Here is a 23709-nt window from a genome sequence, read left to right on the forward strand (position 1 = left end):
GCTAGTTTTCTGGTACTGTTGAACTACAACAGTTATTCTCAGCACTGGCTGTTGGCTTTTGGATCTTTGAACCGACTAAATAGACAAGCCCAATTAAAGAACACCACAAGAGAATTTTTGTTATAGTATTCCTTGATCTTTTAGTACAACAACTACTTTCCTGTTTTTTACGAAAGTAGACTAATTTGAATCCATATAAAATCGAAAAAAACGAGAAGATTATGAATATATTTTGATATTCAGAGAAGAACTCAAATTGAGTAGTACCAATTCCAACCCATGCAAGAAGAGAGACTAGAAGTGGGAAACCACAACAAGTGATTAGACCCATGGCTGACATTACCGCTGTTACGACAGCCATAAAAGTAACTTTTAAACTTTTGTTCATTTTCATATTTATTCATTTTACAAAAAAGACTTACCATAATGATGACGAACGAATAGATTAAAAGACACAAAAAAGGGGACAAAATTTATTGTCCCCCAAATTCACACTATTTAAAACAATGATGATATAGGCCCTGATAGTATAAACAATAAGTATATTGTTAATATTATTATGTAGACCAGTCTTGAGTGAGACATTATATCCAAATCCTTCAAGATTTTCTTTACTGATAATCGATACGCAAATAACAATCCTGATACTCCTAAAAAAATAACTAGAGGTGAAATCCATGACATATGAGTAAGATGAACTTCTCCTTCCAGAATTTTTTGTGCATTTATAATACCAAATGGTTTATCTAATGCATATTTCCAATATGGCAATCTAGAAGTCGTTTTAAGCATCGCTTTAAAAACATGTCCAAATGCAATCATTGGAAGAATATATAACGCAGAACGTTTTAAAATTGAAATGATAGAGTGATGTTTATCCTCAATAAAATATATAATCGAACTTAAAACAGCATAAAAGCATACCGGCATTAAAACAAAAACAAATAATGTATTAAATAACTTTGCTACTTTTCCTATCATTCCAAATTCATTAATGAAATAGTTCGGTAAGAAATGTAACATTTGATTACTTAAACTCCAAGAAGATAAAATCTCATAGCTAATAAAACCTGTTAATAGAACAATCATACCTACCTCAGCACCTTTTATTCTTGAAGAAGTAGTGCTATTATACACTCTATCTACCTTTTGTAAAGAAACATTGTTATGACTACAAGATTTTATACACTGAGTACACATAATACATGCCCTAGATTGGATATCAAGATTTTTCGGATGTATATTAGATGTACATGAACGTTCTAAAAATTTATTTCTATTATCTTTTGACACACATGTCATCTCCTTGCACTTAGAACATTTTGAACTATCTTTCACTCTTATCCCCCACTTAGAAAACAAAGAATATAACCCTAATAAATTCCCTACGGGACATAAATAAGAACAAAAGGAACGTTTGTCAAAAATGATCGTTGCAATAACTGCTAATGCGACTAAAGTCAACAAATAAAAAGCCATGCCATTAGGAACTCTATGTATACTCAGAGTTTCTATACCGATTAATAATATACATGCATATAGGGCAGTAATACCCCAACCATTTTTCAACCAATTTGGGACTCTTTTTTTCAAACTTAAAAATGATATACTATGAGTTATAAGCTCTATAGGACATATTGTACACCAGTGTCGACCTAAAAATACTGCAGTTACTACAATCAGAGGCCACCAATATGACCAAACAACAAGCGTACCTAAGTTTGTATTCCTTAAAATCTTTGCAAACTTAACGTTATCTGTTGTTATACCAATACCTAAGGATAAAATGACAATAAATACAACCAGCGAAACGATTTGAAGAACCAATGGAAAGTATTTATTGCTATATAATTTTTTAAACATATTATTCACGTATTATATTATAATTACTCATTCAATTACTCTCACTACAACAAAAATATTGGAGGTGATTTACACGAATAATATAACAAGTCCAATACGCTTATAGAAGATGACGGAATAATGAGCGAGAGCAGTTCAATATCATGAGCCCAATTCATAGATTCCTCACGAATATTACCTTTAACAAAAAGTACAGAGGGAAATAGACTTAATTCGTTGGATTCTTTATCATAGAATTTACCATGAATAATCTCTTCAACTTGTTGATCCGAAAAAGGAACAGAAGCATCGTCCTCACATACAATAAGACGTAACAACGGAGAATCTAAATTAACAACATGAGAGTGAGGTATTAATCTCTCAAACACACCAAATAGCAACAGCATTAAAGCAAACCAATGGTATATCTTCCTTATAAATGTATGATTAGACATCTTTCTCAATCAACTATAATTTTATGATTTCTTATAAGACAATGGATTCATACTACGACTAGGCGAAACAACATCAAGTAATTAAACTATTATATAGTTTTGGATTCCATTTCTATATCTACAGACAAAGAAAGGTATGTCGGATACGATTTTATGGTATAAATCACAAAGAAATGGTACTATTGAAATATTTGTTAATAAAGAATCTTTTTAATCAACAATTATAATAGACATTAAAAATATGATACAGTAGAGGTTAACAGATAAAAAGTAACTACTCAGGTAGTATTATAGTTTAGCCTCTATTAGATTTTAAATAGAGCTTCAAGAAGATAACTTTCAAAATTATCTATTCCCAGCTTAAGTTAACATTATTGCATGATAGCCAATATGCGATCATGTTCAGAACACTCTTTCCTTGTTTCTTTAATGTGTCGGTTATAGATCGCAACATGGCATACCTCTGCGCCCCTTCTTCTGTGCGATATCCCTTAGACACATTCTGTTTTACCTTGATGTTACGCATTGCTCTTTCCGAAGCATTATTATCAAACGGTACTTCATAATGATTTAAGAAAGTAAACACACTATCGATTTTCTTTATTAATCGTTGTCGTAATGTTCTGATTTCATCGAGCTGATCGTCATTTATGTCGATATTCAGAAGTTCTAATAATTTGGTCTTAAATGATGCTTCCTTATCTAGTGGGAAATCTTTTTCTTCAGCTTCCCGTTTTAATTTCATGGCTTCTGAAAAGAGATCTAATATATCTTGTGCCCATCTATTATTGGTCTGTTGCTTTATGTAGATTAATTCGCGTTGTAAATGAGCTAGACATAGTTGATAATGTTTGGCAGGGGTCTTTAGTTGAGAAGCATAGCAGTCACTTACTAAAGTAGCATTAGTAAATCCATCTTTGAAATTTTCTTCCACAACTTTATACCCTCTAGATCTATGTGCTGTGATAAAAGTTAGTTCATAATTTTGCCAAACCCACATCCATCCTTTACTGCCATCTATTTTACAACCTGTTTCATCAGATCCAACTATATTGGCATCTTCAATAGATTGACGTAGAGATTCATATAGGGGAGTGAATACCTTTTCTGCATGTTTTAAAATATTGTCAATAGTTCCATCTCCTATTTTATAGGAAGTCAGCTCTTCTACTAGCGAACTAATACGATTTAAAGGGATATAGTGCTCTATATGCAGACTAAGAATTAGCGAACGTATGTTGGGACCATATTGAACTGGTGCATTAACATTGGATGGCATAGCTCCTTTATGGATTTGTCCACAACTGCATCTATTCTCATAAAGACGATGCTCAATACATATAGGTTCAATAACAGGGGGGATATCAAAAACTTGACGCTTGCATAGCAACCTAGCATCCTCAGGATTCAGTCTATTTCCACAACTACACTTAGCTAAAGGATGATGAGATTCGATATCGGTCGGTGTGGCATCTTGAAATAAAGTCATGCCTTTATGACCAAGTTGACCTCCTGATTTTTTATTAGATTTCTTGCGAAGAGATTGGTTCTTCTTTACTGTTGATAAATCTCTAGATGGAGGAAAACTGCTATTACCACTATTTTTCTTGCTACGTGATAGTTGATCTTCAAGAGTCTTAATCTTAGCATGAAGCATCGCATTTTCTTCTGACAAAGCTCTTACCTCCGACATAACAATGTCTAATTTTGCCAGTAAAGATTGTACTTGCTCTTTTAATGCCTTGTTTTCTTTTTCTAAACGATCAACTTTATTCATGCCTGCAAAGATCTATTCTTATGGTCAAAATAGAAAAGATAACAACTAAAAGTAATCAACAAATACATTGTTATTTATCAACATTGTACACCAAATCAACGTGTTTGAAGTTTTTGTCGGTTAAAACCTATCTGAAGAACCTGAGTAGTTACGATAAAAAACATACTCTGGAATGATATCCATAGACTTCAGTGATTACGATCAAAATAAAAAAAACCTATTATACCACAATGCAATAGTTGATATAACAGGCTTATTAAAACTTGTGTGGATACTATATTAAAACAGAAAATCGACACGATTTCTTGATAAGTTAACTTTCCCTTCTTTTTCCAATGCTTTTAATAATCGAGAAATAACTTCTCTTGAAGTAGTTAGTGAGCTTGCAATTTCACCATGAGTTCCTTGAAAATATTTTTTCCCTGTAGACTTTTGATATTCAACAAAGAACGACAACAAACGCTCATCCATCTTCTTGAAAGCAAGACTATCAATCGTCTCTAACAAACCATCAAAATGTGATTTGTATGATCTTAAAACAAAAACCTTCCATGATTCATATTCAACTAACCATTCATCAAGATATCTCACAGGCACACTTATCACATCTGTATCTTCTTCAGCAACGATGTTAACATTAGATTTGAAATGCTCCATACAACATGTAAGAGCCATCAAACAAACTTCCCCACGGGTAAGATAATACAACAAGGATTCTCTCCCATCTGAATCAGACCTGTATATCCGAAGAACTCCATCTAAGACCAAAGGAAACTTCTTTATATATTTATCCTCTTGTATAAGCATCTGTCCTTTAGGGATCTCTGTCCAAGAACCAACGTCAGCAATCTTTTCACATAGGTTAAGATCAAGTATTGGAAAACGTTTTTGGATAATCTCCGGATTCAATCTAACATTATTATCAGACATAGGTCGATCAATTTCAATTATAGTAAAACTAAGTGTAACACAGTACATTCAAAGATACATAAAATATTATTTCGCGAGGTATCAATAATAGGACACAAAAAAAGAAGTATTGTTTCAAATACTGAAACAACACTTCTATCAAATAATCAACTTATTAGACTATAAAATGTAATATAAAATTAACTTTTCGTTGAACAATCATCTTGCCCTTTTTTATTCTTCTCATCTACTTCCTCAAACTTAATATCGCAACAGCTTGATTTTGGTTTATTATCAGTAATTTCCTTGATCTTTACTGAACAACAACTATTGCTTTTCTTCTTTTTAAAAAAATCAAACATGATTATATCTATTTTTAAATTATACAATTACATTAAAAACATACCCTGAAATCACTGCCACCAAAAAAATTACAGCAACAAAGATGATTAATAATTTAGGCTTAAATATTTTCGCTAACATCGTCATTTCTGGAATTGCCATACCTGCACCTCCAATAATCAACGATATCGCTGTTCCCATTCCAACCCCTTTTGTAATCAAAGACATTGCAATAGGAATAGCTGTTTCTGCTCTAATATAGAGTGGGATTCCAACAATTGCAGCAAGGGGTACGGCCCAAATATTATCTCCTCCAGCATATTTTGCAATGGTATCCCCTTCAGGAAGATAACCATAAATAGTAGCACCAATCGCTACACCAATAAATAAATATCCTAATATTGGTTTCAATGAATTAACTCCTGCATCTAATGATAAACGAACCTTCGTCCCTAACGAAAGTGATCTTCTTTTATCAATTCCATCTACAATATTGTCACTTCCGCCAGACACTTTTACGGATCTAACATATTTCGACAAACCACTCTTTTCCAATAAGTATCCGAACATGACACTTAATGTAAAAGCTAAGATAAAGTATACCGCAGCATTCTTCACTCCAACAGTGGCTCCCAACATTGCTACAATTATTGGATTAAGCAGTGGAGATGAAATAAGGAATGACATTACGGACCCAAATGGAAGATTTGCATTCAAAAAACCTACAGTCATAGGTATTGTTGAACATGCACAGAAAGGTGTTACAGCACCAAATATTGCTCCTGCGATATTCCCCAAAAGTCCTTTACCTTTAAATAATCTTTGTAACTTGGTTTGCGATACATGCATCATGATAAACTCTATCAAAGCTGTAATCACAACAAAAAGGATAAACAGTTCAAGGGTAATAAAAATGAAATTCCCAAATGATTTTGTCAAACTCTCCATAAATGGAGTAGTATCTATATTTAATACGTCAAAAAAGAAACTCTTTACTAATGCTATTAATTTATCTTGCATCACTCTTTATTTTATTAATACGTCAATACTTCATCTATTCAATTCTCATTTTTTATCTTCGACACATATACTAAGGAACAGACAATAAACAGGTACTTGCATTATAAACCTTTGGACAATTTCGCTTTCGGACCATGATACGTATATTAGATCTTTTGCTTGTTAGCTTCATGATAATTCATTTTCTTATTTTCATTAGAGTAGACGCCTTAACAAACAAAAAGACACATTTTTGATAAAAAAAAGCTACACCATCTAAAAAAGATAGCATAGCTTTTATTTTACTCCCACCTAAAATACGCAGATGTTTTTCTTGCATATCTCAAATCTTTATCATGGGGTAATATCCTGATTTTAAGCCTGCATTTGGAGATACTACGTGCTACATCTATGAATTTAGACCTTTGTTAGACACAACCTCCCTTACCCACTTATGTCTTAAGGCTAATGAGGGAGAGCCAATACCAGTTCCGTTTATCATTCTATCCAGCCTTTGTAGATTTAATTAGTTTCTTATTGTTTGTTGCTAAATGAACAATCACTCTTCGCCCACTTTTGGTAATCTTAGCTGCCACCGTAACAAAGCGAAATATAAATGCTTTGAGTCTACTTGTTGTCTTTAACCCGTCGACTAAATCAGCAAACTTTGATATTATGTATCGATATAGAATGTGTGCTACAGCCATTATTATCAAGTAAACAGTGTTCTCTTCTAAGTTGCTGTGAGGCATTGATTTCCAATTAAAATCATTGTTCTGAATGTCAAAAACCTTCTCGCTAGCTCCTCGTTGATTATAGAATATAATAGCTTGTTCTTCTGTAATATCCCAATCATTGGTTACTATAAACTGATAACTCTTCGCATCATTGGTTATCAATGACATTTGATTGGACTTATTGGGTTTTCGGTATGCGATGATTCTATGTGTATATTGACCAAATTCATATTTGAAGCTATTGACTTCATATGCTTGATTATTTATCTCACAACAAGACCAATTATCTGTTTTTGATGCTTTTGATAGTAATACGTTAGAGTGAGAGGCTCTAATCGAAAATAGAATACCCTCTTGATGAAAGTAGTCTGTAACCTCTTTGATATATGAACCACAGTCCATTCTTGCATATCGTAATTTTACACCTTTGGATGCCAACAACTCTAATGCTCGTTTATGGGTCTCTAATTGAGCCGTTTTAACATGACAATTTCCATTTCGTCCTTCAATATATACAGGAATGTTACCTATGGTTGCGACTCCTGGGAAGTATCCTTCTGTCTTCTTATAGCTATATTCTGCATCACTCTTTTGAGTGGGAATAAACTGGTGATCAAAATCATAGATAAGATCAGAAGCATTAGGATCTAACTGTTTAAACTTAATAGCACTAGCCAACAAGAATTTATTCATTAGTGTGTTAACATTTATCTTTTGGCCTTTAATTGTAGTCTTTCCTTCGATAATCTCACATGGAGTAGAAAGCTCCACATCTCCTCTTAGAATGGTATCAGCAGAAGGGATAGAAATTGATCTCAAGTTATTCAATGTATTATCCCGAAGATAGTTAATATCTTCCGTAGCACTACCTCCACAAAAAGTAGTATATATGCGTGGTAATAACAAATCAGAGAACTTATAGATACACTTTGGACCTCGGTCTACTAATTGCTCATTAATAAATTGAATAATGCCGTTTGAAATTAGCAAATCATGAATTAAATATATCCCACCAAATGGAGTCACATTTGAATTAAAATCTTTGATCATTCACCTAAATAGGTGATTTTTTCTGAACATATAAAAGCCTTACTATGCATTGTCTTACTGATGTTTACTTAAAATTAATATAATACACGTGCGGATTCAAGGTCCCATATAAATTATTTATTTCTTGAGCGATGATACTTTACTTAATAAATTATCACAAGTATCTTTTAAATGACATGCGACAAAGGATCCATCTTCTGAATAATCTATTTCACAACATTGAGTAAACATCTCATAAAGCATTTTACGTCCCCTTTGACATCTCATCTTAGCTGCAGACAATGAAATATCTAACCGTTTAGCTATTTCAGCCTGAGGAACACCATCAATATCACTCCAATATAAAGGATCACGATATTTTTCAGGTAACAGTTTTATCATAGGAATAATAAAATCAGCTGCACCATTTTCGACAATCTCATCCTCAACATCTTCGACCTGTTCAAATTCATCTAAAACAATCTTTTTTGATCGATAACTATCAACCAAGATATTGCGAGTAATTTGAAACAACCAAGCTTTCATATTACTCACCTTAGTATTTTTATGGTAAGCATCCATTAATCGTCCCATCACCTCTTGCACAATATCATGAGCAAGGTTCTTATCTTGTACTTTCTTAATCACATACCCTAAGATCATATCATAGAATAATGCAACGACTTCGTCAGGATTACAACATTTAATTTCTTCCTTCATATTCCTATCTATACACAATTAATTAGAGTTATTCCTGTCTATCTTAACAAACAGACCATTTGTTTAGTTTCTCGGCAAACTCAAAAGTATTGTTTTTAATGGAAAATTGAAAAGAGGATACTCCTTAATAGAGTACCCCCCTCAAGGCTGGCATTTTGGTAATATTATTTAGATTCTCTTAGAAGCATTAAAAGATGAGCTGATGACCAACTAAAACCAATAGCATTTAACCCCTCACCAGTAATTGGATGATAGTTTTCTCTAATTGGAGCTCTATCTTTTAATCCTTGGCAATGATTCATAATATTTTCTGTCAAAACTATCGCCTTGTCATCATAACCATATTTGTACATTCCTTTGATTGCAAAATATGCTTGATCAAGCCAAACAGGACCTCGCCAATATCCTTTTAAAGGATTGAATTTAGGGTGAGATGCATCTAGCGTCGGACATGGAATATAAGTATTAAACTTTGTAGTATCCATGATATTTTTGACAATACTAATTGCTTCCTCTTTTGTGGCTACCTCAGACCATAAAGGGATCCAACCTTCTGGACCATAGATAGGAATCTGTTTTTTCTTTTCTAGATCAATATCAAAATAAAAACCTTCCTCCTTATCAAACATCAGCTGTCTAATCATTGTTCTTAGATCTGAAGTACCAATAGCTGTCAAGGAAGGCTTCTTTATCTGTAAAACATTTTCTAAATATGAGATCATCTTCTTGTCATAATACAGATAACAATTAAGATCCACAGACTCTTGATCTAATGACCAAGCCTTATCCCTATTTTGAATCATCTCTGCATGATCAAATCTAACAGCATTATCCATACCACTCTCCCAAGCTGCGGCTATTCTTGTTCCGTCCGTTGAGCCATACTCACACAATCCATTATTGTCATGATCTCTATCGGTATACCACCAATGATGATACTTTATCAATCGTGGTAGCATCTCCTCGACAAAAGAAGTATCCTTGGTAGCATCAAAAATCTTTGCTACAGCCCATGCTGCCAAAGGAGGTTTGGTATCTCTCCAATTATTTTCTTTTGAATTATAATAGATACAGTCAGCCACCATTCCTCTATCATCCTGGTAATCGAACATAGACCTCAAGTTATCTTTTGCCATTTGAGGCTCAAAATAGCTATAAGCAACAGCATGCTTCCAACTATCCCAACTCCAGAAACCATAAAAACCTTGATAAGAGACAGAAGGGAAAGTCCCTGCATGCTTCAGGTCCCCCGCTTTACTTCTGTAATTAGTCACCAAAGTCATGATCGACTTTACTGCTATTTTAATATTAGATGTATCTTTTAATAATCTTGATTCTCGATTGAAATATTTACATAAATACCCATTCCATCGTTTCTGGTTCTCCGTTTCCATCACAGTAAAATCCTTATGGTACGAATACCTCGGTTCTTCCTTGAACTGATAATGTTGGGTCATAACAAAGACTAAAGAATCATTACGTTTCACCTTTTGATGGTTCCAACGCATCACATATGATGAATCTTGTGTTGAAATCTTTAGGTTATCTGACATAGGAACCACATCCTGGACTAGATAGGAGTGGTGGTCTTTGATGTTCACCACCATCTCTCCTCTACTATTAGAAGATATAGTCTGTTTTGAACTCCATAAAGTTCCAGAAAGAGTAAGGTTAAGGTTTCTTGCTTTATTACCCTCATTCTTAAACACAGTTCGAATCATAGACGTTCTATGATCTGAAAAAACTAAAGTCTGTTCTATGTCAAGTCCATCTAACAAATAGGTTTGTACAATCGAACCAGGCAAATATCGTACACTTCTTATAGACTTACTCCAGTCAAGAGACTGATTATCCTCAATAATATTCCATTGAGCAAACCCTTTTGACAACCACTCCCCATACATAGACATCACCATAGGTCCTGTAAAACCACCATAATAACGACTATCACTAGGCACAGCATAAGCATGCCATGCCCCCTGATCCGAAAATAATGTATGCTTGATATCATATGGTTTAACAGGGGTAAACGATATATCTAAAACATTCTCAAAGTTATCAACACAGTGCACCTGTCCTCTATTAGTCTTATTTTCTTGTTGCTTTTGGCAAGAACAGACCGTCAAAAACAGACCCATTAAAAGAAACAACTTAAATGTATTCACTATTTTCATAATTACTTAGAATAAACGATTTTCGATAAGTTATCTAATGCTCCACTTACGGGTCTTAACGTAAAAGAGTATGAATAATCACGATAAGGGATCGAATATTCCGAATGGGTATAAGCCCCCCAAGTATTATCTCCTCCAACTCCCATCTGCAAATAATCAATATTCCACCAAATATCATCTCCCAATGCAATAGATCCTCCATGTTTAAAAACACCACTAGGATCCTCCATCAATGCATCCATATGAAATGGCCAAGCAGAAGAATTCATTCTACGCTCTTTTGAAAGCATCATGACACCATCTCCCTTCATATCAGTCAAAGAGAACCAAAAAAGATCCGACTTATTTCCAGTTTCCTGTGGTCGAACATATCGATGAAAGTCTGAATACACATCAGTATGATATCTACCAAAAAAAGCACTCGTCTTACGATCTGCATAGCTCTCCCAAGGACCACGACCAAACCAATCTTTTTGGCAATAACGTTTATCCATTAATATATATCCGCCCAATCGTGGGATCTCTGGCATATCTTTGTCTTTAGCGATCAATGCTACCGAGATATCACAATCACCATAAGGATAGAGATTATACTTCAACACATATTCTGTGTGATGATGCTTCAACCGATAAGTCGTTAAAACTTCATAAGCCTCTCCACGCTTTTGATATTTGAAAGATTTGAATACGAGGGAATCCCCTGCACCTTTCCACTTCTTACACCTTTGTGGTAACCCATTTCCTTTATCATTATCTGTAACGGGTCTCCAAAAGTTGGGATGATAACCATTCTCCAGAATCAACTTATTGTCCGTATGCCAAGAAAGCCATCGACCATCCGAAGCATTAAAAGACCATTGGTATTTATTATTAGATATATGAATCTCTTCACCATTTACTTGAACTCCTAGTGGCCTTTCATCCACTAGGGTTAACTCAGGGTGAAGATAAATTGGTAATTCAAACTGCTCTTCTGAGACACAATAGCCCTTAGGTACCAACCGACTTTCTTTATTCGTATAAGCAGAAAATTTGATAAAATAATGAACTCCCTTAGATGGTGTAAATGTAGCATAGTCAATAACAACCTCTCTAGTGTGATGAGGTTTTATATTTAGTGGGTCTAAAGTTCCCTCTAATACTTTCTCTCCATTACCTTCAAGAACCCATTTAATATCAAAAGGTTCGGTTCCAATAAAATCAAAACGATTATGAATTCTAAAACGATTTGTTGATAAGGCTACGGGCTCAAAATGGATATTCTGATAAACCTTTTTTACTTCATGAATATGAGGGTGAAGAGAGCGATCTGCCCCAACCAATCCATTAGCACAAAAGTTAGAATCATTCGGAACTCCTACAAAGCCTAGATCGCCACCATACCCCCAATAGGCATTATTTAATGAATCTTTCAAAGCAATAGTTTGATCGACCCAGTCCCAAATAAAGCCACCTTGAAGTTGATCATATTTATATATCAAATCCCAATAATCTTGTAAATTTCCAACACTATTACCCATCGCATGAGCATATTCACACATGATATAAGGTCGTTTACGGAGATGATTAACATGAGCCTTCAAATGATAAGGCCTAGCATACATAGGGACCACGATATCAGTAAACTCGTTATAATGACTCTGCTCATATTGAACAGGACGACCATCATCATGTTTTTTCAACCAACGATATGTAGCCTCAAAGTTTGGACCAAAACCGGCCTCATTCCCTAAAGACCAAATAATAATTGAACTATGATTACGATCTCTATAGAACATTCGTTGCGTTCTATCCATATGTGCTTTTGCCCATTCTGGTTTCATTGCTAATGTTTTGTCTTTATCATACCCCATGCCATGAGATTCGATATTTGCTTCATCGACCACATACATTCCATAGTAATCACATAAGTCATAAAATTCTTCTCTATTAGGATAATGTGAACAGCGTATTGCATTGATATTATGCTTCTTCATTAGCATGATATCTTTTCTTATGCTCTCCACAGTTATGGTACGACATGTAACAGGATCGTGCTCATGACGATTAACACCTTTTAGAGTAATCGGTACATTATTCACTCTTAATGTCCCATGTTTGATTTCAACATTTCTAAACCCAATATTCTGTGCAAATGTTTCATTCACACTTCCATTCTCTTTTTCATCTTTTACAATAACCTTATAGAGATGAGGGGTCTCTGCAGTCCAACATTTCACCTTCGGAAGCACAGTCTCCACGTGAGAAACAGAATCTCGTTGAGACACTTTAATCGTTTTAGACCAAACCTTTTGACCATCTAAACTTTCAATGCTCACAGACAACAAATGTTTCTTTGACAAGGCTCTATTCCAATAAAAATCTGCACAAAACACCCCCTTCTCATATACATCATCTAGCTTTGACACAAAGCTAAAATCACGAATATGCTCCTTCTCTCTTGCCACAAGAAATACGTCTCGTTCCATTCCACTTACTTTCCAATAATCTTGGTCTTCCAGATAAGCCCCATCACTGTATCGATACACTTCAACACTTACATGATTCTCTCCTTTTCTGACATAAGAAGTAATATTGAATTCTGCGGGAGTCTTACTTCCCTGGCTATAACCAACTTTATTGCCATTAATCCATACATAGCATGCAGATTTCACCCCTCCAAAATGGATAAAAATATCTTTACCTCGCCATGTTGTGGGTAAAACAAAAGATCTTTTGTAAGAGCCTACGGGATTATAGTCATGAGGGATATAAGGTGGATTTGCTGGAAATGGATAAGCCACATCTGTATAAATCGCAGTGCCGAACCCTTGCATTTCCCAATTGCCTGGGACCTGAATTTTTTTCCATGAAGAAATATCATATCCCTCCTCAAAAAATGTCTTTGGTCTATCAGATGGCCTATCCACATAGTGAAATGACCACTCACCATTCAAAGACTTAACCAACTTACTTTCATATTTATCCTCATACCAAGAAGAAGGAGTCTTACTCTTGTAAGGAATAAAAGATGCATGAGGCACCTCTTTATTCTCTGAAATAAACTCAGGATTCTCCCAATCATAACGCTCTTTTGCATGACAAACCTGTCCACAAAATAATGCTATCATACCAATTATCCAGCAACACTTATTCATATCTTTCTTGTTTCGTTAGTCAATTTTTCACCCAGTTAATCCCTTGATTTTTAAACACTACACCATAACATATAAAATATGGGGTTCCTATACTAATAAAATATAACAGAACCCCAATTATTAAAATTATTCTTTATCTAAGAAATAGACCAGACCTTATTAATCTATAAGATTATTCTGAGCAGATTCAACGGCAGGAACGTCATAATAAGCCTGATCATCTGTATAATTTGAAGCGTATGGATGCTGATTATCAACCAAAGTTTGCTTCACATCTCCATATCTCACCAAATCTTGGAAACGTATGGATTCCATAGGGAACTCTAAGAATCTCTGGTGTCTAATTTCTAATCGCAGGCTTGTTTGATCCGTTTTTTCAAAATCTTTTAATCCAGCACGACCCCTTACTTTGTTTAGTGCCTTTAGAATTTCGGTTGCATCACCTCCGCTCTCATTTAAAGCCTCAGCATACATTAATAAAACATCTGCATATCTCAACATCGGAAGATTTACACCTGACTTATTCGAAATAATCTCAGACAAACCATCAATATACTTCTTAAACATCCTTTTAGGGGTTACACCATCCTCAAAATAAGACTTCCACGTTTTTCCAAACAACATACTTTCCCCATCTGGATCGTTGTAACAAATCGTAGCCAAAAGTCGCTTATCCAACTTATTTTCTACAGTACGCTCCTTCTCATATTCTGAAATAAGAAATTCACTAGGAGCAATCATATTCCAGCCATTAATTTCACTAATTCCCATAAAGGTGGCACTAGATGCATAGTAGGTCATACCTCCTGATTCACTGGAAGTATATTGTACTTCAAATAACGACTCTTTAGAGTTTTCATTGGTTCCATTAAACATCCCCTCATAATTTTCAGTCAAATCATAACCTAGCTTCTTCACCTCTTCAAAAGCTTTTATCGCTTCGGTGTAGTTCTTTCTAAATAAATACGCCTTCCCTAAATACCCCCAAGCAGCACCTTTGGTAGCGCGTCCAACATTCTTGTCATCCCATGCTTTTGGTAAGTGGGTAGATGCTGCCTTAAATTCTTTTATCACAAAATCCCAAGCATCCTCTCGTGATGATAACGCTTTAAATACATTATCAAGAGTTACCACCTGGTCACGAATAATAATTTGCTTGAAATTAATTAATAAGTCAAAATGAAGCAATCCTCTTAGAAAGTGAGCTTCACTCATGAATTCAGCTCTCTTTTCATCCGATATCTGACCCGAAGGCACATTGGGAAGATTTGTGATCACATTATTGACATTTCGTAAAGCTCTATATCTTAATTTCCAGACATAACTGGCCACAGAATTATCACTTGTTGCTTGAAAAGAATTCAATGTAGAAAGATAACCATATTGAATAGATCCTCCTATCAAATCCACATCATCACCTTTATAATTGAACAATGCCATATATAACTCACCCCACAGCCAGCTTTGTGCGGACACATCAGAATAACAAGCCACCATCGCTTGTTTTACATCTTTTTCACTCTTCCAAAATTCACTTGTCGTTATATTATTTGGAGAGGTCTGCTCCAAAAATGAATCAGAGCAACTTGATAGCAATAAATTAACGATGAGTGCTAAATATAATACCTTTTTCATATCTGTGCTTTTTTAGAAACTAACTTGAAGACCCAATAAGTAGGTTTTTGAACTTGGATATACCCCATAATCAATCCCCATATTCCAAACATTTTGTGATACCATCTCTGGATCATATCCGGTATAATCTGTTATTGTAAATAGGTTTTGACCACTAACATAGACTCTAAGCTTATCCATCTTAATCTTCTTCAACCACTCATTGTTAAAGGTATATCCTAACTGAATCGATTTTAAACGGAAGTATGAACCATCCTCGATAAAACGATCCGATATCAATGAATTGCTCCAATCATTAATATTAGGTCTCGGCATCGAAGTGTCTCTATTGGTAGGTGTCCAATGATCTAATGTTGTTGTCCAGTAATTAAAATTACCTAACATATTCTCTCCATAATATCTCGCAACATTAAAAATCTTATTTCCTTCTCGTCCATTAAAAAATGCATTAAAATCAAACCCCTTATACGACATATTAACACTTAATCCATATTCAAAATCTGGTAGCGCTGAACCAGTATTATGAAGGTCATCATATGTTAAACTCTTATCTTCTTTCGCCTCCACATACTTTATATCACCTGGTTTAGCCGATTTCTGGGCACTTTGAGCAATCTCAGACTCATTTTGGAACAGTCGATCCACCTTAAATGTGTGGAACTGACCGATAGACTCTCCGACCTCTGTCCAAACCACAGGCATTTTACCTCCAATGTCGGGTCCTTTTTGTAAATTAACACCATCTCCCAACTGTAATACTTCATTGGAAACAGTCGATAAAGTCGCTTTAACATCCCACTTAAAATCACCTACAGAGCTTCTTGCGCCAAGTTCAAACTCCCATCCTTTATTGCGGATTTCCCCAAAATTCTTCTTTTGAGAGCTAAGTCCACTAGAAACAGGCAATGGTTGATCAACCAAGATATCTCGTCTTGTACTCACAAAATAATTCACCGAACCATAAACAAGATTCTTTAATAAACCAAAGTCAAAGCCGACATTCCAATCTTCAGATTCTTCCCACACATATTTATCTACAGGCAAGCCATTAGTATAAATACCATTGATAAGAGAGCCACCAAACACATAAGGTTTACCAACATTCATCAAGCCTTGATAATAGTAATTTTGTAGATTGACATCACTTCCAAGCTTACCCCAGCTTGCTCTCAATTTGAAATTATTTACAACGTCACTAATCGGAGCAAAGAAACTCTCTTTGTGCACATTCCATCCAGTTGAAACAGAAGGGAAGACACCATAACGCTCATCCTCATTAAAACGAGAAGTACCATCTCTTCTTATCGTTGCTTGGAAAAGATATTTACTATCGTAATTATAATTCAAACGACCAAAAATAGATGCTCGTGTGAAAGTACTTTCCGTACCCCAACCACTAAATGTTCCACCTGAACCTGCACTAATTACATCAAAGTTTTGATTTGGGAATCCGATAGGATCATTATTCGAATCTTTTCCTTCGACAGACACCCCATGATTCCTAGAGAATTGCTTCTGTCGAGAAACACCTCCTAAAACATCAAAAGAATGTTTATCTAGTTCATAATGATAACTTGCCATTAATTCCAAAAGCAACTGAGAATAATATGTCGTTGATTCTTCATTATATGGAAATTCTGCTCCCTCTTTCACATTGAGCCTGTAGGCAGGATAATGCTTTTTGTAATTATAAAAATTGTTTCGATATCCAGTGTTCATCTTTAATACCAAGCCTTTCGCTAAATCCAATGAAGCCATCAAGTTGGTATTAATATCCGTATTTTTACTAGCAGCATCTATGACCTCTTGCAAACCAACAGGGTTATTCTCGGCTAATCCTCCATAACTACTATATCCATAACCATTCATCCTCTCCTTATCATATACAGGAATCATAGGAGTAATTCGATTGATGGTATATATACTCGTATTAAAATCGTTAGAAGTAGACTGTGTTATAGAAATATTTGGAACCACTTTCAAAATCCCTTTTGTAAAATTAAGCTTTAGACGAGCTGTAAGCTTTTCAAAGTCTGTATCTCTAACAACTCCTTCTTGGTCAAAATAACCCATCGAAAACATAAAATTTAGATCCTTATGTCCTCCACTAAAATTTAAATTGTAATTCTGCATCAATCCTCTACGATACATCTCATCTTGCCAATCAGTATTGGCAAAGTCTGTTATATCGTCTTGATGCCATTGAGGTAAACTATTTCCTGCATTAACATATGCAGCCTTATTTACTTTCATCCAGTCTGCACTATTTGTCATCAAAGGAAGGGTCTTAGCAACCTCCTGTGGTCCAGCGTAAGCCGTAAAGTTTACTTTAATCTTTCCTGCTTCCCCATCTTTTGTTGTTATGATCACAACACCATTGGCAGCTCTTGAACCATAAATAGCAGCAGAAGAGGCATCCTTAAGCACCTCCATAGAAGCGATATCATCTGGATTAACATTATTAATATCACCTTCCACACCATCAATGATATACAGAGGCTTATTATTACCAAATGACGCAACACCACGTATCCTCACATTTACACTATCTCCTGGAGCACCACTACTTCTAGACACTGAAACTCCTGACACACGCCCTTGCAGGGACTCTGCAGGAGTTGAAACAGCAACTTTTTGTACATCATCTAAAGAAACTGAAGATACAGCACCAGTAAGGTCTGATTTCTTTTGTACCCCATAAGCAACTATGACAACCTCATCCAGTCCCATCAGGTCCTCCTGTAGAATAATATTTATTAAAGAACGGCCTTCTTGTGGTACAGTTTGTGGTTTGTAACCTACATATGAAAAGTGAAGGATATCATCTTTAGAAACTCTAAAGGTATAATTTCCATCAAAATCAGTGATGACTCCCTTTGACTCATCAGCCGTAGTAACTGAAGCTCCTGGTATTGGATTACCCTTTGCATCTTTAACCGAACCTTTAATCACAACCTCATCAGACTGTGTTGTATTCAATCTACTTTTTGAAGTCGTAACTTTAGGTGTTTCTTTGAAGATTAAAACTTGTTGTGAATTAATTTCATATCCAAGCTTAGTTTCTTTTAAAACTTCTCCCATCACCTCTTCCATATCGTTACTGTTACAATGAACAGATACTTCTTTATAAGGATTGACATCCTCTGAAGAGTAAATAATATGACGAGAAGTTGTCTTTTGTAGTTCACCCAGAACATACTCTAAGGTGACACCATTATATGCCAATTGATATGACATACCAGCATTGACATGCAATCCTGATGGTTTCGTTTCTGCTTGAGAGTAACTACTATTCATTACAAATAGTGCAAATAACACCAAGCATAAACTTTTGATGGATAAAAAACGATTGCGTGTTCCATCCATGCCTACCTCTAGTTTAGACAATGAAATCATAAATGTTATTTTAGATATTTAGTTAAACAGGAGGCAGCCCACACAGTGGGATCTACGTACAAATTATTCTATTACATAGACACTACCATCCTTTTTTAAATTGGTTTTTGTAACTTTGGTTAAAGCATAAAGCATACTTTCCACAGTATCAGAGATCTCAAATACTCCTGAAACTCTTTTGCTTTTCAATGAATCACTAATGGTGATCACCACATCTTTTTCCTTCCCTATTCTTTGCACAACAGAACTCAAATCTTCTTCCTTAAAACGTATCTGTCCATCCACCCAAGAAGTTGACAGAGATGTTTTCACTTCTGAAATTCGAATCTTGTTATCTTGATCGACAACAGCTTGCTGATTTGGTTTAAGGACAACCTTATTTGAACTATTATTATCAAATGCAATAGAACCTTCAACCAAAGTGGCCATTGTCATACTATCACTATTGTCAACGACAAAAGTGGTTCCCAACACCTCTACCTGACCATATTCTCCCTCAACAACAAAAGGGCGTCTACCATCATGATAAACTTGAAACATAGCCTCTCCTAAAAGATGAACACGGCGTTCCGTGGAAAAATCACTTCTTAACTCAAGAAATGCTCCCTTATTTAAAGTCACAATGGACCGATCTTTCAGTACAATCTTTTTTACAATTTCAGTGTTATTAGCATAAGTCTCAAAACTGTCTATCATATTTACATGCATTACAAACTTAAACATGCCCACAAATAACAATACAGATGCAGCAAGAGTAAGCCACCATTTAACACCAAGACTTTCGTTTTTACGTATTTCATTTAAAACCCTTCTCTCCACTCTTTTTGAAGCACTGCCACCAGCAGTTAATGCATCAAGTCGAAGATCAAGGGAACTATTCTCTTGTCCTTCCAGAAGAGATAGCTCTTTTTCCTCTTCTTTTGTTAATGTCCCAAGTAAGGACTTCGACTTTAACTTGTAATATTTTTTTTTACTCATAAATGACACGGACTATATACTTAGACTTCGAAAAAGATAAAATCCCCCTATCTAAGTATTATTTTTTTACATTTATATCCAATTATTTATACAATCAACTAAATACCAACCGATTCATGAAGCTTTTTTAATGCTCTAGCCAATGTATTTTCAACTGTCTTAGGAGAAATTGACAATATCTCCGCAATTTCATATTGTTTCAACCCATTAATTTTTGCCATAACTAAAACTTCCTTGCAACGCTGTGGAAGAAAATCAATTTTCTGCATCACAAACTCATAAAACTCTTTGGAGATCCAATCATCTTCAATAGAACGATGATCACTATACAGTTGATACATTTCATTATTTTCTTCAGAAGAGGTTAATATTCGTTTCTTTGACAATTCTGATAAAGATTTGTTTCTTACAGAGACCACTAAATATCTCTTGAGATGGATAATGTCTTTCATCCTTTTTCGATTGGACCAAAAACTAATAAAAACTTCACTTACTACCTCCTCTGCCATCTCTCGATCCTTCAATAGAGAAAAAGCATATCGCATCAAATCATCATTATATCTTTTTATTATTTTTCGTAAAGCACCCTCAGAACCTAGTGCTAAACACCCCAATGTAATGGAGTCAATATCATTTTGTTTATTCATCTATAACAATTTAACTAAGATGAGTCATCATTATATTTGAAGATCTGCACACATTTCTATACACCTTCTACAATTCACACAAGCAAAATCAAAAATATGAATTTCTCATACAATCAACTTAATTAAAGGTAGTGCTTTAAAACCTAAAGATGTATGATATGAAGTCATCATTAGGTGAAAATTAACAAGTGAAAAAAAATTCATACATGCAGGCAAAAAGTGGATTTTCATCAACATATCTCTTTGTATAGTTAGTTTTAGTAAAAGTTTAGTTTGACACAATATACACATTATCAACATTAGACAACATTTTACGTCATATTTTAACATCAAAACAACTTCTTCATATAGATAGAATCTTTAGAAAAAGATCATTTGTAATCACACTCTTAAATCTATAAAAATAAGATTAGAGAGACAGTAGAACATCCAAACACTTTGTTCTCTTTTATCTATCAGATATACTTAAAAATAGGGATTGTTAAAGGACATTATATTGACGTGCTTTGTATAAAAGAACACCGTTCTCTAATACAAGAGATATATGCAAACAAAAAAACACGATTTACGAGTAAAGATCATCGAAACTTCAAGAAACGAATTCTTTGAGAAAGGATTTAAGAATAGCTCAATGAGATCTATATCACAAAAATCAAATGTAGGACTTAGTAATATCTATAACTACTTTGCAAATAAAGATGAGATTCTCTCCGAAATCCTGACTCCATTACTCACGGAACTCACCCTCCTTTTAGAAAATCATAATGAACCCAACCATATTGATATTGACGTGTTCTACTCAACCCATTTTAAAGATGAAAGTTCAAAACTGTATTTAAGACTTGTAACCAAATACAAGCAGGAATTAAAGCTTTTGTTGTTTCAATCCCATGGATCTACCTACGAAAATTTTAGAGACGATTTTGTTCGCCTCCAAGGGAAGATTGGTAAATCCTATATGGATAAAATGAAAGAAAAATATCCTGAAATTAATATTGCAGTATCCTCGTTCTTTCTTCATAATATATGCTCGTGGTTTGTCAATATTCTGGGTGAAATTGTTACCCACGATTTAACTGAAAAAGAGATACTACAATTTTTTCACGATTATGTGGAATATTCAACTGCTGGATGGAAGCAATTAATGAAAGTTGGCAATTCAAAATTAATTTCAAAATAATCATGAACATACTATCTAGACTACAGAAGTATATGCCACATAGGCGTCTACTTATTCCTAGTGCGATCGCTATTTCTGCCCTCAGCACAATTGCTACACTTACCCCATTCCTTATTATTTGGATTATAGTGAAAGAACTTCTCCAAAAGGGAGAGTTATCAAACATTCGTCTTGCAGCCATGGCATTAGGTATAGCCGTTTTAGGTGCACTTTTATATTTTGTTGCACTTTCTCTTTCCCACCTAGCGGCATTTAGAACAGAGTGTTGTATTCGAAAGCGTGCGATGAACAAGATCATTCGTATGCCACTTGGCTTCTTCGACAAATATACAAGCGGAGAAATCAGAAAGACCATTGACGATAATGCGTCCATCACCCACACATTTCTAGCTCATCAACTTCCTGATTTGGCTGGAACCATCATTATGCCCCTAACAATCATCACCTTTTCTTGTATCGTAGATTGGAGAATGGGGGTTGTCTGTATAATTCCATTAATCACCTCCGTGTATACCATGAAAATCATGATGGGAAAGGAAGGTCAGCAGATGATGCAACGTTATATGACCCACCTTGAAAAAATGAATACTGAATCCATCGAGTATATTCGAGGAATCCCCGTTGTAAAAACCTTTCAACAGACCGTTTACTCATTCAAAAACTTCTATCAAAGCATTATGAACTATAAAGAGATGGTCATTTCTTATACACGCTGGTGCAAAAAACCCATGTCTCTTTATTTAGTGCTTATTAACTCTTTTGCATTCCTTTTTATCCCTCTTGGAGTAGGCCTGATTACATACCTTCACGAAGACGTGGTGATGACCATGACGAATATTATGCTTCTCATATTAATTACCCCTATTTTCGCTCATGTTATTATGCGTAGTATGTATCTATCCCAATCAATTAGCCAAGCAACAGAAGCATTAGATCGCATAGATAATATGGTCGATTACAATGAGATTGATTATGGGACAAAATCAATCAAAGATGAGCCTCTAACCATCACATTCAAAAACATTCATTTTCAATACCCGAACAGCGATCATCTCACATTAAAAGGAATCTCATTTCATGTACAAGAAGGGCAACATATAGCTTTGGTTGGACCTTCAGGAAGTGGCAAAACAACCATTGCTCGTCTTATCCCTCGTTTTTGGGAACCAACAAATGGAACAATCTATATTGGTTCCATTCCAATATCAGACTTGAGTAAAGATGACCTAATGGGAAATATTTCCTTTGTTTTCCAAAACACCAAATTATTTAAGAAAAGTATAAGAGACAATATCACTTTTGGACAAAGAGATAAAACAGACGATGAAATTAATATCGCTCTAGAACAAGCTCAATGTAAAGATATTATAGATAAAATGCCTCAAGGTCTAGACACCATGATTGGAACCCAAGGCGTATATCTATCTGGCGGAGAACAACAACGAATTTGTCTCGCTAGAGCCATTCTTAAAAATGCTCCTATTGTTGTACTAGATGAGGCAACTGCTTTTGCCGATCCAGAAAATGAACACCTAATCCACCAAGCCTTACAAACGTTAACCCGAGGAAAAACGGTGATCACTATTGCTCATCGCCTTTCGAATGTGATTCATGCAGATCAGATTTTACTTATAAAGGATGGCATCATCACAGAACACGGGACCCACAAACAACTATTATCGACAAAAGGACATTACAGCCAAATGTGGGAAGAGTATCAACGATCAACACAATGGGCACTTTAAAAAATTA

General features: G+C 34.9%; 17 protein-coding genes. 2 read left to right on the top strand and 15 right to left on the bottom strand.

Translation table 11 applies throughout. The features are described from left to right. Position 1: 1 nt before the first annotated feature. The 15 genes from K5X82_04065 to K5X82_04135 form a co-directional block, all read right to left on the bottom strand. Complete coding sequence (locus K5X82_04065; GenBank protein QZT38080.1) at positions 2-394, bottom strand: hypothetical protein; 393 nt, start codon at positions 392-394, stop codon at positions 2-4. Positions 395-498: 104 nt separating this feature from the next. Further along, a complete protein-coding gene (locus K5X82_04070; protein QZT38081.1) occupies positions 499-1863 on the bottom strand; it encodes a 4Fe-4S binding protein in 1365 nt (454 codons plus the stop codon). 44 nt (positions 1864-1907) lie between these two features. Continuing rightward, a complete protein-coding gene (locus K5X82_04075) occupies positions 1908-2306 on the bottom strand; it encodes a hypothetical protein (protein ID QZT38082.1) in 399 nt (132 codons plus the stop codon). A 340-nt stretch (positions 2307-2646) separates the two neighbouring features. Then, positions 2647-4074 carry an IS66 family transposase gene (locus K5X82_04080; GenBank protein ID QZT38083.1) on the bottom strand — a complete coding sequence of 476 codons (1428 nt, stop codon included), beginning with the start codon at positions 4072-4074 and terminating at the stop codon, positions 2647-2649. 279 nt (positions 4075-4353) lie between these two features. After that, entirely contained in the window at positions 4354-5004 is a 651-nt protein-coding gene (locus K5X82_04085) for a Crp/Fnr family transcriptional regulator (GenBank protein ID QZT38084.1), read from the bottom strand. Positions 5005-5183: 179 nt separating this feature from the next. Continuing rightward, positions 5184-5345, bottom strand: a complete 162-nt coding sequence (locus tag K5X82_04090) for a hypothetical protein (GenBank protein QZT38085.1) — start codon at positions 5343-5345, stop codon at positions 5184-5186. 19 nt (positions 5346-5364) lie between these two features. Continuing rightward, the gene (locus K5X82_04095) at positions 5365-6345 is read right to left on the bottom strand and encodes a permease (protein ID QZT38086.1); all 981 of its coding nucleotides are present in this window, start codon (positions 6343-6345) and stop codon (positions 5365-5367) included. Positions 6346-6827: 482 nt separating this feature from the next. Next, positions 6828-8111 (bottom strand): IS1380 family transposase, encoded by a 1284-nt coding sequence (locus K5X82_04100; GenBank protein QZT38087.1) that lies wholly within the window; start codon positions 8109-8111, stop codon positions 6828-6830. A 117-nt stretch (positions 8112-8228) separates the two neighbouring features. Then, entirely contained in the window at positions 8229-8810 is a 582-nt protein-coding gene (locus K5X82_04105) for a sigma-70 family RNA polymerase sigma factor (protein ID QZT38088.1), read from the bottom strand. 164 nt (positions 8811-8974) lie between these two features. After that, positions 8975-10984, bottom strand: coding sequence for a hypothetical protein (locus K5X82_04110; protein QZT38089.1), 2010 nt, complete (start codon positions 10982-10984; stop codon positions 8975-8977). 2 nt (positions 10985-10986) lie between these two features. Continuing rightward, positions 10987-14121 carry a DUF4981 domain-containing protein gene (locus tag K5X82_04115; protein QZT38090.1) on the bottom strand — a complete coding sequence of 1045 codons (3135 nt, stop codon included), beginning with the start codon at positions 14119-14121 and terminating at the stop codon, positions 10987-10989. 159 nt (positions 14122-14280) lie between these two features. Beyond that, the gene (locus tag K5X82_04120) at positions 14281-15756 is read right to left on the bottom strand and encodes a RagB/SusD family nutrient uptake outer membrane protein (GenBank protein QZT38091.1); all 1476 of its coding nucleotides are present in this window, start codon (positions 15754-15756) and stop codon (positions 14281-14283) included. Between the two features lie 12 nt (positions 15757-15768). Next, the gene (locus K5X82_04125) at positions 15769-19152 is read right to left on the bottom strand and encodes a TonB-dependent receptor (protein QZT38092.1); all 3384 of its coding nucleotides are present in this window, start codon (positions 19150-19152) and stop codon (positions 15769-15771) included. 63 nt (positions 19153-19215) lie between these two features. Next, positions 19216-20130 (bottom strand): FecR domain-containing protein, encoded by a 915-nt coding sequence (locus tag K5X82_04130; GenBank protein ID QZT38093.1) that lies wholly within the window; start codon positions 20128-20130, stop codon positions 19216-19218. A gap of 98 nt (positions 20131-20228) precedes the next feature. Further along, on the bottom strand, positions 20229-20777 hold the full coding sequence (locus K5X82_04135; GenBank protein ID QZT38094.1) for an RNA polymerase sigma-70 factor: 549 nt from the start codon (positions 20775-20777) through the stop codon (positions 20229-20231). Between the two features lie 544 nt (positions 20778-21321). On the opposite strand from K5X82_04135, the gene K5X82_04140 reads away from it, so the two are divergent. Both K5X82_04140 and K5X82_04145 read left to right on the top strand, forming a co-directional pair. Continuing rightward, positions 21322-21957, top strand: coding sequence for a TetR/AcrR family transcriptional regulator (locus K5X82_04140; protein ID QZT38095.1), 636 nt, complete (start codon positions 21322-21324; stop codon positions 21955-21957). 2 nt (positions 21958-21959) lie between these two features. Beyond that, positions 21960-23702, top strand: a complete 1743-nt coding sequence (locus tag K5X82_04145) for an ABC transporter ATP-binding protein/permease (GenBank protein ID QZT38096.1) — start codon at positions 21960-21962, stop codon at positions 23700-23702. The last annotated feature ends 7 nt before the right edge of the window (positions 23703-23709 follow it).

The organism is Prolixibacteraceae bacterium (assembly GCA_019856515.1).
Taxonomy (GTDB): domain Bacteria; phylum Bacteroidota; class Bacteroidia; order Bacteroidales; family Prolixibacteraceae; genus Halosquirtibacter; species Halosquirtibacter xylanolyticus.